We start from the raw sequence: 18315 nt of genomic DNA on the forward strand, positions 1-18315 counted from the left end.
GACTACTTGGCCTTCTCGAGGATGGCGACGAGACGCCAGCGCTTGGTCGCCGACAGGGGCCGGGTCTCCATGAGCTGGACGCGGTCGCCGACGCCGGCCGAGTTCTCCTCGTCGTGCACCTTCACCTTGGTGGTGGAGCGCATGATCTTGGAGTAACGCGGGTGCTTCTTGCGGTCCTCGAGCGCGACCACGATCGTCTTGTCCATCTTGTCGGACACGACGAGGCCCTCACGGACCTTGCGGTCGTTGCGCTTCTCGGTCTGAACTTCGTTGCTTTCGGTCATGCCGCACCCTCACCAGTGGAATCCGGCGTGACGGAGAGCCCGAGCTCCCGCTCCCGCATCACGGTGTAGATCCGGGCAATGTCATGCCGGACCGTGCGCAGACGCCGGTTGTTGTCGAGCTGGCCCGTGGCCATCTGGAAACGAAGGTTGAACAGCTCTTCCTTCGATTCCTTCAGACGCAGCACGAGCTCTTCCTCGGTGAGCTCACGCAGCTCGGAAGCGGTAGTACCCGCTGCCATCAGAACTCACCACCCTCACGCGTAACGATGCGGCACTTCATCGGGAGCTTGTGGATCGCGCGGCGGAGCGCCTCGCGAGCGACCTGCTCGTTCGGGAAGGCCATCTCGAAGAGGACGCGACCCGGCTTGACGTTCGCGACCCACCACTCCGGCGAACCCTTACCGGAACCCATGCGGGTCTCGGCCGGCTTCTTCGTCAGCGGGCGGTCCGGGAAGATGTTGATCCAGACCTTGCCGCCACGACGGATGTGACGCGTGATGGCGATACGAGCGGACTCGATCTGCCTGTTGGTGACGTAGGCGGGCTCGAGAGCCTGGATGCCGTACTCACCGAAGGTGACCTTCGTGCCACCCTTGGCAGCACCCGACCGCTTGGGGTGGTGCTGCTTGCGGTGCTTGACCCTACGAGGGATGAGCATGACTCAGCTCTCCGTCTTCTCTGCAGAAGCCGGGGCCTCGGCCGACGCGGTGGCGTCAGCGGCGGCGCGGCCGGCCTCGGTGCTCGTCGCGGTGGTGCCACTGGCACCGGAGCGGCGGGCACGGTTCGGACGCTCGCCACGGTCACGGCGCGGGGCGCGGTCAGCACCCTGGGCCGGGGCCGCGTCGAGTGCGCGCTTGGCCGAGATGCCACCGACGATGTCGCCCTTGTAGATCCACACCTTCACGCCGATACGGCCGAACGTGGTGCGGGCCTCGAAGAAGCCGTAGTCGATGTTCGCGCGGAGGGTGTGCAGCGGCACGCGGCCGTCGCGGTAGTGCTCCGAGCGGGACATCTCGGCGCCGCCGAGGCGACCGCCGCACTGCACGCGAATGCCCTTGACCTGCGGCGAACGCATGGCCGACTGAATGGCCTTGCGCATCGCGCGCCGGAAGGCGACGCGGTTGGACAGCTGCTCGGCGACACCCTGTGCCACGAGCTGCGCGTCCGACTCGGGGCTCTTGACCTCGAGGATGTTCAGCTGGACCTGCTTCTTGGTGAGCTTCTCCAGCTCACCGCGGATGCGGTCCGCCTCGGCACCACGACGGCCGATGACGATGCCCGGCCGGGCGGTGTGGATGTCGACGCGCACCCGGTCACGGGTCCGCTCGATCTCCACCTTGGAGATGCCGGCACGCTCCATGCCCTTGCTGAGCAGGCGGCGGATCTTGACGTCCTCCGCCACGTACTCGGCGTACTGCTTGTCTGCGTACCAGCGGGACTTCCAGTCGGTGGTGATCCCCAGCCGGAAGCCGTGCGGGTTGATCTTCTGGCCCACTACCGCGTTCCCTTCACGCTGGTCTTCTTGGGACGAGACTCCACCTCGATGGTGATGTGGCTCGTCCGCTTGCGGATCCGGTACGCGCGGCCCTGGGCACGCGGGCGGAAACGCTTGAGGGTCGGACCCTCGTCCACGTAGGCCACCGCAACCCAGAGGGTCGAGGGGTCCAGGGACATGTTGTTCTCGGCATTGGCCATGGCGCTGGCGAGCACCTTCGCGACCGGCTCAGAAGCGGCCTGGGGCGCGAACTGGAGCACGGCCAGGGCCTCGCTTGCGTTACGACCCTTGATGAGCTCGACGACGCGACGGACCTTCATGGGGGTGTCGCGGACGTAGCGAGCCCGAGCCACGGCGCGCGGAAACTCCTGCGCCTCAGCGTCCTTACGGGCGTTCATCGCTGCTTTTCCCTTGCTCTTCTCAGTTCGACGCCTAGCGGCGACGAGACTTCCGGTCGTCCTTGATGTGGCCCTTGAAGGTCCGGGTCGGGGCGAACTCGCCCAGCTTGTGCCCGACCATCGCCTCGGTCACGAACACCGGGACGTGCTTGCGACCGTCGTGCACCGCGATGGTGTGGCCGAGCATGTCCGGGATGATCGTGGATCGGCGGGACCACGTCTTGATGACGGTCTTCTTGCCCGCTTCGTTCTGAACGTCCACCTTCTTGAGCAGGTGGTCGTCGACGAAGGGACCCTTCTTAAGGCTGCGAGGCATCCTTCACTCCCTCCCTGCTCAGCGCTTCTTACCGGTGCGACGACGCCGGACGATGAGCTTGTCGCTTGGCTTGCGGCGGCGGGTGCGACCCTCGGGCTTACCAGCCGGGTTCACCGGGTGGCGACCACCGGAGGTCTTACCCTCACCACCACCATGCGGGTGGTCAACGGGGTTCATGGCGACACCGCGGACGGTGGGCTTCTTGCCCTTCCACCGCATGCGGCCGGCCTTGCCCCAGTTGATGTTCTGGTGGTCCTTGTTGCCGACCTCGCCGAGCGTGGCGCGGCAGCGCACGTCCACGTTGCGGATCTCGCCCGAGGGCAAGCGCAGCTGGGCGTACGGACCGTCCTTCGCCACGAGCTGGACCGAGGCGCCAGCCGAGCGAGCCATCTTCGCGCCGCCACCGGGGCGGAGCTCGATCGCGTGGATCACGGAACCGACCGGGATGTTGCGCAGCGGCAGGTTGTTACCCGGCTTGATGTCGGCCTTGGGGCCGTTCTCAACCGTGTCACCCTGCTTGAGCTTCTCCGGGGCGATGATGTAGCGCTTCTCGCCGTCTGCGTAGTGCAGCAGCGCGATGCGCGCGGTGCGGTTGGGGTCGTACTCGATGTGAGCGACCTTGGCCGGCACGCCGTCCTTGTCGTTGCGACGGAAGTCGATCAGGCGGTATGCCCGCTTGTGACCGCCGCCCTTGTGACGCGTGGTGATCTTGCCCGACGCGTTGCGCCCACCCAGCTTGTGCAGCGGGCGGATCAGCGACTTCTCCGGAGTCGACCGAGTGATCTCGGCGAAGTCGGAGACGCTCGCACCGCGACGACCAGGCGTCGTCGGCTTGTACTTGCGAATGCCCATCTCTACGCAGTCCTCGTCATCAGGCGGCAGGGCCGCCGAAGATCTCGATCGCCTTGCTGTCAGCCGACAACGTGACGATCGCGCGCTTCGTGTCCTTGCGCTTGCCGAAACCGCTCTTGGTCCGCTTGCGCTTGCCCTGGCGGTTGATGGTGTTGACGCTGACGACCTTGACGCCGAAGACCTTCTCCACGGCAATCTTGATCTGGGTCTTGTTCGAACCCGGCGCCACCAAGAAGGTGTACTTGTTCTCTTCGAGCAGCCCGTAGGACTTCTCCGAGATCACCGGCGCGAGCAAGATGTCCCTGTGGTCGGGGATCACTTGGAACCCTCCTCGTCCACGACGGTCGCCGTGGCCTCAGCCGAGCCAGAACCCTGCTGGGCCTTGCTGGCGAGGAACACGTCGAGCGAGTCCTTGGTGAACACCACGTCGTCATTGACGAGCACGTCGTAGGTGTTGAGCTGGTCGGGCGCGATCACGTGCACGTGCTGAAGGTTCCGCACGCTGACCCACGCGACCTCGTCGGTGCGGTTGAGCACCACGAGAACGCGACGAGCCTGGGTGACCGACTCCAGGACCTTGCGCGCGGTCTTGGTCGACGGGGTGTCCCCGTCCACCAGGCCGGACACGACGTGGACCTGGTTGGCGCGAGCCCGGTCGGAGAGGGCGCCACGCAGAGCGGCGGCCTTCATCTTCTTGGGCGTCCGCTGCGAGTAGTCGCGCGGCTGCGGGCCGTGGACGACGCCACCGCCGGCGAACTGCGGCGCACGCGTCGAACCCTGGCGGGCACGGCCGGTGCCCTTCTGGCGGTAAGGCTTCTTGCCACCGCCGGACACCTCGCCGCGGGTCTTCGTGGAGTGCGTGCCCTGGCGCGCGGCGGCCTGCTGGGCCACGACGACCTGGTGCAGCAGCGCCACGTTGGCCTGCGCGTCGAACACGGAAGCCGGCAGCTCGACAGAGCCGGCGGTCTTGCCGTCCGGGGTGCGGATCTCAACAGTCGACATCAGGCACCGCCCTTCGCAGCAGTCTTGACGAACACCAGACCGCCCTTGGGTCCGGGAACCGCGCCCTTGATGAGCAGCAGCCCGTTCTCCACGTCGATCTTGTGCACCTTCAGGTTCTGGGTCGTGACGCGCTCGTGGCCCATGCGGCCAGCCATGCGCAGACCCTTGAAGACGCGACCAGGCGTGGCACAGCCACCGATGGAACCCGGCGAGCGGTGCTTGCGCTGGGTGCCGTGGCTGGAGCCGAGGCCCTTGAAGTTGTGGCGCTTCATGACACCTGCGGTGCCCTTGCCCTTGCTGGTGCCGGTGATGTCGACAACAGCGCCGGCCTCGAACACCTCAGCGGTGATCTCCTGGCCGACCGTGTACTCGCTGGCGTCCGCCGTGCGCAGCTCCACCAGGTGGCGACGGGGCGTGACCCCGGCCTTGGCGAAGTGGCCCGCGACGGGCTTGTTGACCTTGCGCGGGTCAATCGCGCCGGCCGCCAGCTGGACGGCGGTGTAGCCGTCCTTCTCTTCGGTGCGTACCTGGGTCACGACATTGGGCTCAGCCTTGACGACCGTCACCGGGACAACCCGGTTGTTCTCGTCGAAGACCTGAGTCATGCCGAGCTTGGTGCCCAGGATGCCCTTCATCTGCCTGTCAGACATTGGTCCGTTACTCTCCGCGCCCAACGCTTACTGGATGTTGACGTCGACGCTGGCCGGCAGGTCGATGCGCATGAGCGCGTCAACCGTCTTCGGCGTCGGGTCGAGGATGTCGATCAGCCGCTTGTGCGTGCGCATCTCGAAGTGCTCGCGCGAGTCCTTGTACTTGTGCGGCGAGCGGATGACGCAGTACACGTTCTTCTCAGTGGGCAGCGGCACGGGCCCGACAACCCGAGCGCCGGTGCGCGTCACGGTCTCAACGATCTTGCGCGCAGACGCGTCGATCGCCTCGTGGTCGTAGGCCTTGAGCCGGATGCGGATCTTTTGTCCCGCCATAATGGCTTGCCGTTCCTCTGCTTCTCGTAACCGCTGCGGTGCGGTGCCTCGGATGAGGCCTTTTACAGCCTCTTGGCGCGCTCCGCCCCTGTTGAAGTGTCATGGTGCCCGGTCCACGCGGTCGGGCGTGTCGCGCCCGGTGCGCATACCGGTCCCACTCAAGGTCTCCCCGGTGGGATTGGGCCTACCACAGCCCATGCACCCTGATGCCCATCTCCGCAAGGAGGCGTTCACTAACAGGGCGCGGACGCTCGATCGAAGAACGCGGGCACACACGAACTGCACCCGGCCTTCATCGAGCAACCCGTAAAGGATGCCACACGAGCGCGAGGCGATCCAAATCGGGGTGGGCGATCCGGACCCAGATCACGTGCGGATCTTGGCCGGTGAGCCGCTGTCGTCCGTCGCATGTGGAGCGACGGGCGCGCCGGTTCCATTGTCCAGCAACAGAATCCCGGCGCCAAATCCGAACTCGCACTTCGGCGGCAGTTCGACGTGAGCTGTCGCACAATTTCTTCTTGACGACGAAAGCCGGGCCAACGAAGATCGTTGGCCCGGCTTCACGCCGTACTGGTGGAGCTAGATCACTTGATGATCTTGGTGACCGAGCCGGCGCCGACGGTGCGGCCACCCTCGCGGATCGCGAAGCGGAGGCCCTCGTCCATGGCGATCGGCTGGATCAGCTTGACGTCCATACCGGTGGTGTCACCCGGCATGACCATCTCGGTGCCCTCGGGCAGCGTCACAACGCCGGTCACGTCCGTCGTCCGGAAGTAGAACTGGGGACGGTAGTTGTTGAAGAACGGCGTGTGGCGGCCACCCTCGTCCTTGGACAGGATGTAGACCTGCGCCGTGAACTCGGTGTGCGGGGTCGTGGTGCCCGGCTTGACGATGACCATGCCGCGCTCCACCTCCTCGCGCTTGATGCCACGGAGCAGCAGCGCGGCGTTGTCGCCCGCGCGGCCCTCGTCCAGGAACTTCTTGAACATCTCGATCGAGGTGACGGTCGTCTTCTTCGACGTCTCCTTGATACCAACGATCTCGATTTCCGAGTTGACGTTGATGATGCCGCGCTCGATACGACCGGTCACCACGGTGCCGCGGCCGGTGATCGTGAAGACGTCCTCGACGGGCATGAGGAACGGCTTCTCGGTGTCGCGCTCCGGCTCCGGGATCGCCGAGTCAACGGCGGCCATGAGCTCGAGCACGGACTTGCCCCAGGTCTCGTCGCCCTCCAGCGCCTTCAGCGCCGAAACGCGCACGACCGGCAGGTCGTCGCCCGGGAACTCGTACTCGGAGAGCAGCTCGCGGACCTCGAGCTCGACGAGCTCCAGGATCTCCTCGTCGTCCACCATGTCGGCCTTGTTCAGGGCGACAACGATGTAGGGAACGCCGACCTGGCGGGCCAGGAGGACGTGCTCCTTCGTCTGCGGCATGGGACCGTCGGTCGCCGCGACCACGAGGATGGCGCCGTCCATCTGCGCCGCACCGGTGATCATGTTCTTGATGTAGTCGGCGTGCCCGGGGCAGTCGACGTGCGCGTAGTGACGGTTCTCCGTCTGGTACTCGATGTGCGCGATCGAGATCGTGATGCCGCGCTGCTTCTCTTCCGGCGCCTTGTCGATCTGGTCGAACGCGAACGAAGCGTTGACATCGGGGAACGCGTCGTGCAGAACCTTGGAGATCGCCGCGGTCAGCGTGGTCTTGCCATGGTCGATGTGACCGATGGTGCCGATGTTGACGTGCGGCTTCGTCCGCTCGAACTTCGCCTTGGCCACTGGATTGTCCTCCTGGACTTCTTTTTTGCTGGTCCGGCGGGTATCTGTGGCCACCCGCCGGACTACACGTCAGGGTCGGAAAATGCGGACCCCAGGGATTCACCCCCGGAGAGCCCGCGGTGGAACTGCGGTGCTCCGGTTGGGGACTACTCCCCGGTCGCCTTCGCGATGATCTCCTTCGAGACGTTCGCGGGAACCTCTGCGTAGGAGTCGAACACCATCGAGTAGTTGGCACGACCCTGGGTCTTGGACCGCAGGTCACCCACGTACCCGAACATTTCCGACAGCGGGACCAGTGCCTTGACGACACGGATACCGCTGCGCTCCTCCATGGCCTGGATCTGGCCACGGCGGGAGTTCAGGTCGCCGATCACGTCGCCCATGTACTCCTCGGGCGTCGTGACCTCGACGGCCATCAGCGGTTCGAGGATCGCGGGAGACGCCTGACGGGCGGCTTCCTTGAGGGCCATCGAACCAGCGATCTTGAACGCCATTTCCGAGGAGTCGACCTCGTGGTAGGCGCCGTCGAGCAGCGTCACCTTCACGCCGACCAGCGGGTAACCCGCCAGCACGCCGTACTGCAGCGCGTCCTGTGCACCCGCGTCGACCGACGGGATGTACTCACGCGGGATGCGACCACCGGTGACGGCGTTGACGAACTCGTAGAGAGCTCCGTCTTCCTTCTTCTCCAGCGGCTCGACGGTGACGAGCACCTTCGCGAACTGGCCGGAGCCACCGGTCTGCTTCTTGTGGGTGTAGGAGTACTTCTCCACCGCACGGCGGATGGTCTCCCGGTACGCCACCTGAGGCTTGCCGATGTTGGCCTCGACCTTGAACTCGCGGCGCATGCGGTCCACCAGGATGTCCAGGTGGAGCTCGCCCATGCCGGCGATGATGGTCTGGCCCGTCTCCTGGTCGAGGTTGACCCGGAACGTCGGGTCCTCCTCGGCCAGCTTCTGGATCGCGGTGCCGAGCTTCTCCTGGTCCGCCTTCGTCTTGGGCTCGATGGCCACCTGGATGACGGGCTCGGGGAAGGTCATCGACTCGAGCACGATGGGGTGCTGCGGGTCGCACAAGGTCTCACCGGTCGTGGTGTCCTTGAGACCGATCACGGCGTAGATGTGGCCCGCGATGGCCTCGGTGACCGGGTTCTCCTTGTTGGCGTGCATCTGGAAGATCTTCCCGATGCGCTCCTTGCGGTCCTTGGTCGCGTTGATGACCTGGGTGCCCGCAGCGACCTTGCCCGAGTAGACCCGGATGTAGGTCAGCTTGCCGAAGAACGGGTGCACGGCGATCTTGAACGCCAGCGAGGAGAACGGCTCGTCCGTGGACGGGCTGCGCTTCACGACGGTCTCGCCGTCCTGCAGCGTGCCCTCGACCGGCGGGAGGTCGAGCGGCGACGGCAGGTAGTCGATCACCGCGTCGAGCATGGGCTGGACGCCCTTGTTCTTGAACGCGGAGCCGCACAGGATCGGGTACGCGGAGCCCGCGGCCACGATCTTGCGGAGGCCGGCCTTGATCTCCTCGACGGACAGGTCGCCCTGGTCGAAGAACTTCTCGGTCAGCTCGTCGTCGGTCTCGGCGACGGCCTCGAGCAGCTGCTCGCGGAACTCCTGGGCCTTCTCGAGCAGATCCGCGGGGATCTCCTCGATGGCGTAGTCCTCACCCTTCTGGACTTCGCCACGCCAGGTCAGCGCGCGCATCTCGATCAGGTCGACGACACCGATGAACTCGCTCTCGGAGCCGATCGGGATCTGGAGCGGCAGCGGCTTGGCGCCGAGCCGGTCCTGGATCGTCTTGATCGTGAAGTAGAAGTCCGCGCCGAGCTTGTCCATCTTGTTGACGAAGCAGATGCGCGGGACGTCGTACTTGGTCGCCTGCCGCCAGACCTGCTCGGACTGCGGCTCGACGCCTTCCTTGCCGTCGAACACGGCAACGGCGCCGTCGAGGACGCGCAGGTTGCGCTCGACCTCGACGGTGAAGTCGACGTGGCCCGGCGTGTCGATCAGGTTGATCTGGTGGTTCTTCCAGTAGCAGGTCGTCGCGGCCGACGTGATCGTGATGCCGCGCTCCTGCTCCTGCTCCATCCAGTCCATCACGGCAGCGCCGTCGTGAACCTCGCCGATCTTGTAGCTGATCCCCGTGTAGAAGAGGATCCGCTCAGTCGTCGTGGTCTTGCCCGCGTCGATGTGGGCCATGATCCCGATGTTGCGGACCTTGGCAAGATCAGTGAGCACGTCCTGTGCCACGGGTCTTTCCCCTGTCTTGAGCTTGTGGGCTCACTAGGGCTGGGAGAGCCCGGCTCCTCGCGGAGCCGGGCATCACATCACCAGCGGTAGTGGGCGAAGGCCTTGTTGGACTCGGCCATCTTGTGAGTGTCCTCACGGCGCTTGACGCTCGCACCGAGACCGTTGCTCGCATCGAGCAGCTCGTTCATCAGACGCTCGACCATCGTCTTCTCACGGCGCTGCCGGGAGAAGGTGATCAGCCAGCGCAGCGCCAGCGTGGTGGAGCGGCCCGGCTTGACCTCGATCGGCACCTGGTAGGTCGCACCACCGACGCGGCGGCTCTTGACCTCCAGCGACGGCTTCACGTTGTCCAGCGCGCGCTTCAGCGTGACGACCGGGTCGGTGCCGGTCTTCTCGCGAGCGCCCTCGAGGGCTTCGTACACGATCTTCTCGGCCACGGAGCGCTTGCCGTCGACCAGCACCTTGTTGATGAGCTGGGTCACGAGGGGCGAGCTGTAGACCGGGTCAGAGATAAGCGGCCGCTTCGGGGCCGGTCCCTTGCGGGGCATTAGCTCTTCTCCTTCTTCGCGCCGTAGCGGCTGCGAGCCTGCTTGCGGTTCTTGACACCCTGCGTGTCGAGAGAGCCACGGATGATCTTGTAGCGAACACCCGGCAGGTCCTTCACACGACCACCGCGGACGAGCACCATCGAGTGCTCCTGGAGGTTGTGACCCTCACCGGGGATGTAGGCCGTGACCTCGATGCCGCTGGTCAGCTTCACGCGAGCGACCTTGCGCAGTGCGGAGTTCGGCTTCTTGGGGGTGGTGGTGTAAACGCGGGTGCACACACCGCGTCGCTGCGGCGAGCCCTTGAGGGCCGCCGTCTTCTGCTTGGCCACCTTGTCCTGGCGGCCCTTGCGGACCAGCTGCTGGATCGTTGGCATTCGCCGGCTGCTTCTTCCGTCTTTTGCGGGTGCTCCTCGCGGCGCACCCACGCTTTTCTTGATCCCTCTCTGCACCCGAGGTCGGGCGTGTCGCCCGCTCCCAAGGTCCGCAAGCAACAGCTCAACTGTCCCTGCGAGTGGAGGACACCGCGGCCTCAAGGGCACGCGGAGCGGCCCGACATGGGTCGGGCACGAGTAGCAAAGATACCCGCCCACGTCTACCTGGGTCAAAACGGGGGTACCGCACCCGCGCCTGCAGTAGACATTGCCCTCGGCACCCAGGCTACTCGTGTGACGGAGAACGCGCCTTGAAGCTCAACCTGCCGGTCTACGGCCTCACCGTCGTGGGAGCCGGCGTCTTCATCGCGCGGGATCTGTTGGCAGGCCCCGATGTCGGCGACTGCGCCGCCCCGCGGGCGAGCAGTGCCAAGCTGGAACCGAACGAGCTCAAATGCACGAGCCGCCAGGCGATGTTCGAGGTGGCGGCGCCCGGCGCAGAGTGCCCGCCGGGCGATTACCTGGTCACCTCCGACTCCGGCGAGAAGACGTGCTACCTCCTGGATGTGAGCAAGGACATGTGCGTCAAGCCGCAGAAGTACGACGACAGGGCCGGGCCCGTCGCCGTGAAGACGTCGGGGGCGTGCCGCGGCGGTGACCTCAGGGTGGTCGCCGCCCTGACCGCCGTGCTCGCCCTGGTGCTGTCCGGCTGCTCCGGCTGGCAGGAGCAGGCCGGCGTCGGCGAGTGCGCGAAACAGGTCGACGTCAACAACACGAGCGTCGAGATGACCCAAGTGGACTGTGCGTCGCAGGAGGCCGTATATCGCGTGTCTTCCCGTGAGCGACGCACGATGTGCCCGGAAGGCGACTACCTCACCGAGTCGTCCGGGCGTTCGCGCACGAACGGCAAGACGCGGCTCTGCTACGTCCTCAACGTGCAGGAGGGCGACTGCCTCAAGGCGGTCAACCAGTACTTCGAACGGGTGGAGTGCGGGGCTGGGGCACGCAGGGTCACGAAGGTCGTCGACGGCAAGTCCGACCGGGCGCTGTGCAACGGTGACTACTCGAGGACGTACTCGCAGCCGGTGAAGACGATCTGCATCACCGACTGAGCCGTTCGGTTCTCTGTGCAGCGCGCCTGATTCACTTGTGCGCGTGGACGACCTGATCGCGGCGATGGCCTCGCTGACCGGTTCTTCCGCCACCCCCGAGGTGCTCGGCGGCGACCGCGGTGACGTCGTCGTGGTGCGTGTGGGCGACGTGGTGGCCAAGGCCCTGCCCGCGGACACCGACGTCGAGGCCCTGCGGCAACGGCTGGAGATAGCGGAGGCCCATCCCGAGCTGTTGCTGCCGCCGTTGAAGCCGTTGCAGTTCGTGGACGACCGGCCGGTGACCGTGTGGCCGTACGGGACACCGGTGAGTCAGGACGATCCCGATGCGGCGCCGTGGGAGGAGAGCGCGGCACTGCTGGCAAAGCTGCACGCATTGCCCGTGCAAGGGCCTGCGGCGGGTGCGCCAGAACGGATTGTTCGGGCTATTCGGGCCTTGCCGCCGGAGTTGCCGCACGCCGATGTCGTGTTGCGCGCGTTCGAAGTCCTGCCGCCGCTCGACATGAACGGCCGTGCGTTGATCCACGGTGATTGGCATCTCGGACAGCTCGTGCACCGGGGTTCATGGCGGCTCATCGACGTGGACGATCTCGGGGTCGGCGATCCGGTGTGGGACCTGGCGCGACCTGCGGCTTTGTTCGCCGCGGGGGTGCTACCTGGTGATCTTTGGGCGAGGTTCCTCAACGCCTATCGTGAAACGGGAGGTGTGGCTCTGCCGACATCGGAATGGGAAGCACTCAACATCCCCGCTCAGGCGTACGTTGTGCAGATGGCAGCGCGGGCACTCGTGTCCGGGTTGCAGGCAGTGGAACCGCTGGTTGAAGCCTGTCGTCGGATCGCCACGACGCACGAGAGCAGTGACCGCGGCTAATATCGTATTTGTCCGGTCCCACCGCAGGAGGCTCACCACGATGCAGTGTCCCAAGTGTCATGCGAACATGCGCACGTTCGACCGCATGGGCGTCCACATCGAGCAGTGCGACGGCTGCCGCGGGGTCTTCCTCGACTACGGCGAGCTCGAGTCGATCACGCGCCTCGAGGCCCAGATGCAGGCTCCGCCGCCCGTCGCCGCCCCGCCGCCCGCTGCCTACCCGCAGCCGGCTCAGCCCGCCTGGGGTGCCGCGCCGCAGCAGATCCACCACCACCACGGCGGCCACGCCGCCCCGTACGGCTACGGCCACCGCAAGAAGCACGGCCTGGCCGGCCTCTTCTTCTCCTCCTGATCGTGCGACGGCCCCGGATCCCTGCTCCGGGGCCGTTGACGACTACCGAAAAAGTAGTGGATAATCGGTAGTCAACGGGAGGAGTAGCCATGTCTGTCGCGACCGAGGCCGCCCACATCCGCGACCTCTTCGACACGATCGAGGAACTCGAAGCCGTCGCGTCATCCCTGTCAGAAGACGACGAACGCCGCCACCGCCTCGACGGCGTCGTGGCCAAGACCCTCCGCCAGGCCCCGCCGGTACGTCCCGTGGTGGCAGGCGAGCTCCTCGACCTCACCGAGAAGACGGTGAAGGCCTGGGCCAGGGAAGGCGTGCTGGCCATCCACAGCCAGGCACCGCGCATGCTGCTCGACACCGTGCGCCTGCACGAGGTCCTCCACCTGGTCTCCGACCTCCGCCGCACGGGCAAGACCCGCGGCCTGATCGACGAAGTCCACCGCCGCCTGAGCGACCAGTCACTGCTGGACCGCCAAGACCTCGCCAACTCCCTGGACGAGATGCGCAGCGGCAAGGGACGCGTGGTCCGCCCGGTTTGATCGAGGTAGTAGAAACCCACACCGCACACGCCCAGGCCAACGGCCTGCGCGGCCGTGCCCGCGTGGCCTACGAACGCTTCCTGGACGAACTCGCACACTCCGGCTGCGCCGCCCTGGGCTACCGCGTGACAGGCCCAGAACCACTTCCACGCCTGTGCGTGAAACACCTGCGAGGCGCCGACCGCGTAGTGGTCGCCTTCCCCTCCCCCGAAGTCGTGTGGGTGCTCCTCGTGGGCCCACACGACGACGACCCGGGCCTGGACCTCTACGAGGCCCTCTACGAGATGGCCGGCGTCCGCCCCCGCCTGTCGGAGAAGCGCACCAAACCCCGCTGCTGCACCGACGAGTCCGGCATCCCACCACTGGTCGACGAACACCTGGTGGACGACCTCGTGATCCGCGCCAGAGCCCTGGCCAGAGCCCGCCGCCGTTAGCCCCCGAGCGCGACCCTCGTCGACGATCGCGGCGACTCCCTGTCCCCCGCGACCTCACCGACAAAAAATATTGTCAAGACAGCTCGACTTGTCCTACGCTTCGTTCACCAGACGAACGGAGACCACGATGTCCTTCCAGGCCTACCTCGACGGCGCGGAGAAGAAGACCGGCAAGACCCCGGCCGACCTGCTGGCGGAGGCGGCGGGCCGCGGATACGACGCCACCACCAAGGCAGGCGTGTTCCTGGAATGGCTGAAGACCGACTACGACCTGGGCCGAGGCCACGGCATGGCGCTCTACCACGTGCTGAAGAACGGCGTGCAGATCAGCGAGAAGCACGTGGGCACCACCGGCAGCCACCGGGACGAGTCGGCAACGCTCCGGCTGGACGGCATCGCCAATCGCTGACGAGGGCAGGCCAAGGCAGGCGTCCCCTTGGGTTCAGGGTCCCCCGCGATTCAACGTACAGAGCGGGTCTGACAGTCCCGCGAAGCCGAAGGCGAGCCGTCCTCAGCAGGCGAGACCGGCACCCCTCAAAGCACCAGGCAGCCGCCCAAAGCAACAGGCGTGCCATCTACCCGCGCGTGGCGCTATCCCCCGATCAGATTGCCGGGGGTCTGGGGGCAGAGCCCCAGGGGGAAGCACGCAACCACAGCCCCGCCAACGCAACCGGGGAACGCTGCGCAACAGGGAAACCCGCCACAAACACAAAACGGCCCCCAGAGCCAAAGCTCCAGGGGCCGTTCAGCTAAATCAACTACCGGTAGTCCCGACCGAAGTCGTAGTCATCCAGCGGCACCGCAGCACCAGTCCCAGTCCCGAAGACGTCGGGCGTGTAGTACCCGTCGTCGTAAGAAGGAATCGCGTAGGCAGCAGCCCGCGCCTCCTCGGTCGGCTGGACCTGGATGTTGCGGTAGCGGTTGATCCCGGTACCAGCCGGGATCAACTTACCGATGATCACGTTCTCCTTCAGACCGATGAGCTTGTCCGAACGCCCGTTGATGGCGGCGTCGGTCAGCACACGAGTCGTCTCCTGGAACGACGCCGCGGACAGCCACGAGTCGGTCGCGAGAGAAGCCTTCGTGATACCCATCAGCACCGGACGACCAGCGGCCGGCTCGCCACCCTCGGCGACGACCGCGCGGTTGCCGGACTCGAAGTCCGCACGCTCGACCAGCGAACCAGGCAGGAACTCGGTCGCGCCGGAGTCGATGATCGTGACCCGGCGGAGCATCTGCCGGACGATGACCTCGATGTGCTTGTCGTGGATCGCCACACCCTGGGCGCGGTACACCTTCTGCACTTCCTGCACGAGGTGCAGCTGCGCCTCGCGCGGGCCCATGACGCGCAGGACCTCGTGCGGGTCCGGAGTACCTTCCAGCAGCTGCTGGCCGACGGACACGTGGTCGCCGTCCTGCAGCGGGCCGGTGGCCGTGTTGGCGAGACGCTGACGCTTGGACAGCTTCTCGAACACGATCTCCTCGGAACCGTCGTCCGGGATGAGCGTGATCTTCCAGAAGCGGTCGCCGTCCTCGATGCGGACGCGGCCGTCGACGTCGGCGATCGGCGCCTTGCCCTTCGGGACGCGGGCCTCGAAGAGCTCCTGGACACGGGGCAGACCGGTGGTGATGTCGTCACCGGCCACACCGCCCTGGTGGAACGTACGCATCGTCAGCTGCGTGCCGGGCTCACCGATGGACTGGGCGGCGACGATGCCGACGGCCTCGCCGACGTCGACCAGCTGGCCGGTGGCCATCGAGCGGCCGTAGCAGGACGCGCACACGCCGACCGGGGACTCGCAGGTCAGCACCGAGCGCACCTTCACGCGGACGATGCCGGCCTCGACCAGCGACACGAGTGCCGGGTCGCCGAGGTCGTCGCCGCGGTTGAGCACCAGGTTGCCGGCGGCGTCGGTGATGTCGTCGGCCACCGTGCGGGCGTAGACCGAGGTCTGCGCGAACTCGTGCATGCCGACCTTGTCGCCCAGCTGCTCGCCGACGACCATCTGCACACCACGGGTGGTACCGCAGTCGACCTCGCGGATGATGACGTCCTGCGAGACGTCCACCAGACGACGGGTCAGGTAACCCGAGTCGGCGGTACGCAGCGCGGTGTCGGCCAGACCCTTACGGGCACCGTGCGTCGCGATGAAGTACTCGAGCACCGACAAGCCCTCGCGGAACGAGTTCTTGATCGGGCGCGGGATGTACTCACCCTTCGGGTTGGTGACGAGACCACGCATACCCGCGAGCGAACGGACCTGCGTCATGTTGCCGGCGGCGCCGGACTGCACGATGACGCGGATCGAGTTGTCCTCGGGGAAGTTGTCTTCCATGATCTCGTGGACCTGCTCGGTGGCCTTGGTCCACACCTTGACCAGCTCGGAGTTGCGCTCGTCGTGCGAGAGCTGACCGCGCTGGTAGCGCTTCTCCACCGCGTCCGCGAGGCGCTCGTGCTCCTCGAGGATGTCCTGCTTCGCGGCGGGGACGAGGACGTCCGAGATCGCGACCGTCACGCCGGAGCGGGTGGCCCAGTGGAAACCGGCGTCCTTCAGCTTGTCCAGCGTCCGGGCGACGGTGACCATCGGGTACCGCTCGGCCAGGTCGTTGATGATCACGGCCTGCCGCTTCTTGGGCATGACCTCGTTGATGAAGGCGTAGTCCTGCGGCAGGATCTCGTTGAACAGCACGCGACCCAGCGTGGTCTCCGCAAGCCACGGCTGACCGGGCTCCCAGCCTTCGGGCTCCTGGCCCTTGGGCGGGTTCTTGTCGGAGACGCGGATCTTCACCATCGACTGCAGGCCCAGGACCTTGCGGTCGAACGCCATCAGCGCCTCGGCGGGCGACGAGTACGAGTGACCCTCGCCGATGTCGCCGACCTTGTGACGCGTCAGGTGGTACAGGCCCGTCACCATGTCCAGACGCGGCATGGCCAGCGGCTTACCGGACGCCGGGGACAGGATGTTGTTCGACGACAGCATCAGGACGCGGGCCTCGGCCTGCGCCTCGGCGGACAGCGGCAGGTGGACTGCCATCTGGTCACCGTCGAAGTCGGCGTTGAACGCTTCACAGACCAGCGGGTGCAGCTGGATGGCCTTGCCCTCGACCAACTGGGGCTCGAAGGCCTGGATGCCGAGGCGGTGCAGCGTAGGTGCGCGGTTGAGCAGCACCGGGTGCTCGGTGATGACCTCTTCCAGCACGTCCCACACGGCCGGGCGCGCACGCTCGACCATCCGCTTGGCGGACTTGATGTTCTGCGCGTGGTTGAGGTCCACGAGCCGCTTCATCACGAACGGCTTGAAGAGCTCGAGCGCCATCTGCTTGGGCAGACCGCACTGGTGCAGCTTGAGCTGCGGGCCGACCACGATGACCGAACGGCCGGAGTAGTCGACGCGCTTGCCGAGCAGGTTCTGACGGAACCGGCCCTGCTTGCCCTTGAGCAGGTCGGACAGCGACTTCAGCGGGCGGTTACCGGGACCGGTGACCGGACGGCCGCGGCGGCCGTTGTCGAACAGCGCGTCGACGGCCTCCTGCAGCATCCGCTTCTCGTTGTTGACGATGATCTCGGGCGCGCCGAGGTCGATCAGTCGCTTCAACCGGTTGTTGCGGTTGATGACGCGGCGGTACAGGTCGTTCAGGTCGGACGTCGCGAAACGGCCACCGTCGAGCTGCACCATCGGGCGCAGGTCCGGCGGGATGACCGGGACGCAGTCCAGGACCATGCCCTGCGGGTTGTTGCGGGTCGCCTGGAAGGCGGCAACGACCTTGAGGCGCTTGAGCGCACGCAGCTTCTTCTGGCCCTTGCCGCTGCGGATCGTCTCGCGCAGCACCTCGGACTCGGCGTCGACGTCGTAGTCACCCAGCAGCTTCTGGATGGCCTCCGCGCCCATGGCACCGGTGAAGTAGTCGCCGTAGCGGTCGTAGAGCTCGCGGTAGAGCAGCTCGTCCGCGATCAGCTGGGCCTTGTCCAGCTTGGTGAACGTGGACCAGATCTCGTCGAGGCGGTCCAGCTCGCGCTGGGCGCGGTCGCGGAGCTGGCGCATCTCACGTTCGCCACCCTCCTTGACCTTGCGGCGCACGTCGGACTTGGCACCCTCGGCCTCGAGCTCGGCCAGGTCGGCCTCGAGCTTCTGGGCGCGGGCCTCCACGTCGGCGTCGCGGCGGTTCTCGACGCGCTTGCGCTCGACCTGCATCTCGCTTTCCAGCGTCGGCAGGTCGTTGTGGCGAAGCTCGGCGTTCACGCCCACGATGACGTAGGCGGCGAAGTAGATGATCTTCTCGAGGTCCTTGGGGGCCAGGTCGAGCAAGTAGCCCAACCGGCTGGGGACGCCCTTGAAGTACCAGATGTGCGTGACCGGAGCGGCGAGCTCGATGTGGCCCATGCGCTCACGACGCACCTTCGCGCGGGTCACCTCGACGCCGCAGCGCTCACAGATGATGCCCTTGAAGCGCACGCGCTTGTACTTGCCGCAGTAGCACTCCCAGTCCCGGGTGGGACCGAAGATCTTCTCGCAGAACAAGCCGTCCTTCTCAGGCTTGAGCGTGCGGTAGTTGATGGTCTCGGGCTTCTTGACCTCGCCAAAAGACCACTGGCGGATGTCGTCCGCGGTCGCGAGACCGATGCGGAGCTCATCGAAGAAGTTGACGTCGAGCACGTCTACTCTCTTCCCCTTTTTAGATCGGTGGCAAAGGAGCTGGTCGGAGGGCCGGGTGTTGGGGACGCGGGAGGCATCCCCA

The 18315-nt window shown here is 66.3% G+C and carries 22 protein-coding genes; 6 read left to right on the forward strand and 16 right to left on the reverse strand.

Annotation, left to right across the window (positions count from 1 at the left end):
* Positions 1-2 precede the first annotated feature (2 nt).
* The 15 genes from rpsQ to rpsL form a co-directional block, all read right to left on the reverse strand.
* The gene (rpsQ, locus tag ACSHWB_RS10620; RefSeq protein ID WP_439661896.1) at positions 3-284 is read right to left on the reverse strand and encodes a 30S ribosomal protein S17; all 282 of its coding nucleotides are present in this window, start codon (positions 282-284) and stop codon (positions 3-5) included.
* Entirely contained in the window at positions 281-523 is a 243-nt protein-coding gene (rpmC, locus tag ACSHWB_RS10625) for a 50S ribosomal protein L29 (protein ID WP_030478304.1), read from the reverse strand. Before rpmC ends, rpsQ begins: the two co-directional genes overlap by 4 nt.
* Positions 523-942: a 50S ribosomal protein L16 gene (rplP, locus tag ACSHWB_RS10630; RefSeq protein WP_030473461.1), complete on the reverse strand. Its 420-nt coding sequence runs from the start codon at positions 940-942 to the stop codon at positions 523-525. Before rplP ends, rpmC begins: the two co-directional genes overlap by 1 nt.
* A gap of 3 nt (positions 943-945) precedes the next feature.
* Positions 946-1779, reverse strand: a complete 834-nt coding sequence (gene rpsC, locus ACSHWB_RS10635) for a 30S ribosomal protein S3 (RefSeq protein ID WP_189160161.1) — start codon at positions 1777-1779, stop codon at positions 946-948.
* The gene (gene rplV, locus ACSHWB_RS10640) at positions 1779-2177 is read right to left on the reverse strand and encodes a 50S ribosomal protein L22 (protein WP_030478301.1); all 399 of its coding nucleotides are present in this window, start codon (positions 2175-2177) and stop codon (positions 1779-1781) included. Before rplV ends, rpsC begins: the two co-directional genes overlap by 1 nt.
* 34 nt (positions 2178-2211) lie before the next feature.
* Complete coding sequence (rpsS, locus tag ACSHWB_RS10645; RefSeq protein WP_030478300.1) at positions 2212-2493, reverse strand: 30S ribosomal protein S19; 282 nt, start codon at positions 2491-2493, stop codon at positions 2212-2214.
* An 18-nt stretch (positions 2494-2511) separates the two neighbouring features.
* The gene (gene rplB / locus ACSHWB_RS10650) at positions 2512-3345 is read right to left on the reverse strand and encodes a 50S ribosomal protein L2 (RefSeq protein WP_030478299.1); all 834 of its coding nucleotides are present in this window, start codon (positions 3343-3345) and stop codon (positions 2512-2514) included.
* Between the two features lie 19 nt (positions 3346-3364).
* Positions 3365-3664, reverse strand: coding sequence for a 50S ribosomal protein L23 (gene rplW / locus ACSHWB_RS10655; RefSeq protein WP_045309807.1), 300 nt, complete (start codon positions 3662-3664; stop codon positions 3365-3367).
* Positions 3661-4347, reverse strand: coding sequence for a 50S ribosomal protein L4 (gene rplD, locus ACSHWB_RS10660; RefSeq protein WP_319989703.1), 687 nt, complete (start codon positions 4345-4347; stop codon positions 3661-3663). The genes rplW and rplD overlap by 4 nt, the downstream gene beginning before the upstream one ends.
* Positions 4347-4997, reverse strand: coding sequence for a 50S ribosomal protein L3 (gene rplC / locus ACSHWB_RS10665; RefSeq protein ID WP_093591178.1), 651 nt, complete (start codon positions 4995-4997; stop codon positions 4347-4349). The genes rplD and rplC overlap by 1 nt, the downstream gene beginning before the upstream one ends.
* A gap of 27 nt (positions 4998-5024) precedes the next feature.
* Positions 5025-5330 carry a 30S ribosomal protein S10 gene (rpsJ, locus tag ACSHWB_RS10670; protein ID WP_003938093.1) on the reverse strand — a complete coding sequence of 102 codons (306 nt, stop codon included), beginning with the start codon at positions 5328-5330 and terminating at the stop codon, positions 5025-5027.
* Between the two features lie 584 nt (positions 5331-5914).
* Positions 5915-7108 carry an elongation factor Tu gene (tuf, locus tag ACSHWB_RS10675; RefSeq protein ID WP_439661897.1) on the reverse strand — a complete coding sequence of 398 codons (1194 nt, stop codon included), beginning with the start codon at positions 7106-7108 and terminating at the stop codon, positions 5915-5917.
* 146 nt (positions 7109-7254) lie between these two features.
* Positions 7255-9357, reverse strand: coding sequence for an elongation factor G (gene fusA / locus ACSHWB_RS10680; protein WP_439661898.1), 2103 nt, complete (start codon positions 9355-9357; stop codon positions 7255-7257).
* A 77-nt stretch (positions 9358-9434) separates the two neighbouring features.
* Positions 9435-9905 (reverse strand): 30S ribosomal protein S7, encoded by a 471-nt coding sequence (rpsG, locus tag ACSHWB_RS10685; RefSeq protein ID WP_030478293.1) that lies wholly within the window; start codon positions 9903-9905, stop codon positions 9435-9437.
* Positions 9905-10279, reverse strand: a complete 375-nt coding sequence (gene rpsL / locus ACSHWB_RS10690; RefSeq protein WP_030473471.1) for a 30S ribosomal protein S12 — start codon at positions 10277-10279, stop codon at positions 9905-9907. Before rpsL ends, rpsG begins: the two co-directional genes overlap by 1 nt.
* Positions 10280-10587: 308 nt before the next feature.
* Between rpsL and ACSHWB_RS10695 the strand changes: the two genes are divergently transcribed.
* The 6 genes from ACSHWB_RS10695 to ACSHWB_RS10720 all read left to right on the forward strand — a co-directional run bounded on the left by ACSHWB_RS10695 (position 10588) and on the right by ACSHWB_RS10720 (position 13987).
* Entirely contained in the window at positions 10588-11388 is an 801-nt protein-coding gene (locus tag ACSHWB_RS10695) for an LppU/SCO3897 family protein (protein ID WP_439661899.1), read from the forward strand.
* Positions 11389-11431: 43 nt separating this feature from the next.
* Complete coding sequence (locus tag ACSHWB_RS10700; RefSeq protein ID WP_439661900.1) at positions 11432-12256, forward strand: phosphotransferase family protein; 825 nt, start codon at positions 11432-11434, stop codon at positions 12254-12256.
* Positions 12257-12296: 40 nt separating this feature from the next.
* Positions 12297-12608, forward strand: a complete 312-nt coding sequence (locus ACSHWB_RS10705; protein WP_093593477.1) for a zf-TFIIB domain-containing protein — start codon at positions 12297-12299, stop codon at positions 12606-12608.
* Positions 12609-12697: 89 nt separating this feature from the next.
* Entirely contained in the window at positions 12698-13144 is a 447-nt protein-coding gene (locus ACSHWB_RS10710; RefSeq protein WP_439661901.1) for a hypothetical protein, read from the forward strand.
* Complete coding sequence (locus tag ACSHWB_RS10715) at positions 13141-13578, forward strand: hypothetical protein (protein WP_439661902.1); 438 nt, start codon at positions 13141-13143, stop codon at positions 13576-13578. The genes ACSHWB_RS10710 and ACSHWB_RS10715 overlap by 4 nt, the downstream gene beginning before the upstream one ends.
* A gap of 127 nt (positions 13579-13705) precedes the next feature.
* Positions 13706-13987, forward strand: a complete 282-nt coding sequence (locus ACSHWB_RS10720; protein ID WP_439661903.1) for a DUF4287 domain-containing protein — start codon at positions 13706-13708, stop codon at positions 13985-13987.
* Positions 13988-14336: 349 nt separating this feature from the next.
* On the opposite strand, the gene ACSHWB_RS10725 is transcribed toward ACSHWB_RS10720, so the two are convergent.
* Entirely contained in the window at positions 14337-18233 is a 3897-nt protein-coding gene (locus tag ACSHWB_RS10725; protein WP_439661904.1) for a DNA-directed RNA polymerase subunit beta', read from the reverse strand.
* Positions 18234-18315 lie beyond the last annotated feature (82 nt).

Origin of the sequence: Lentzea sp. HUAS TT2, from assembly GCF_051853195.1 — a bacterium.
GTDB lineage: Bacteria > Actinomycetota > Actinomycetes > Mycobacteriales > Pseudonocardiaceae > Lentzea.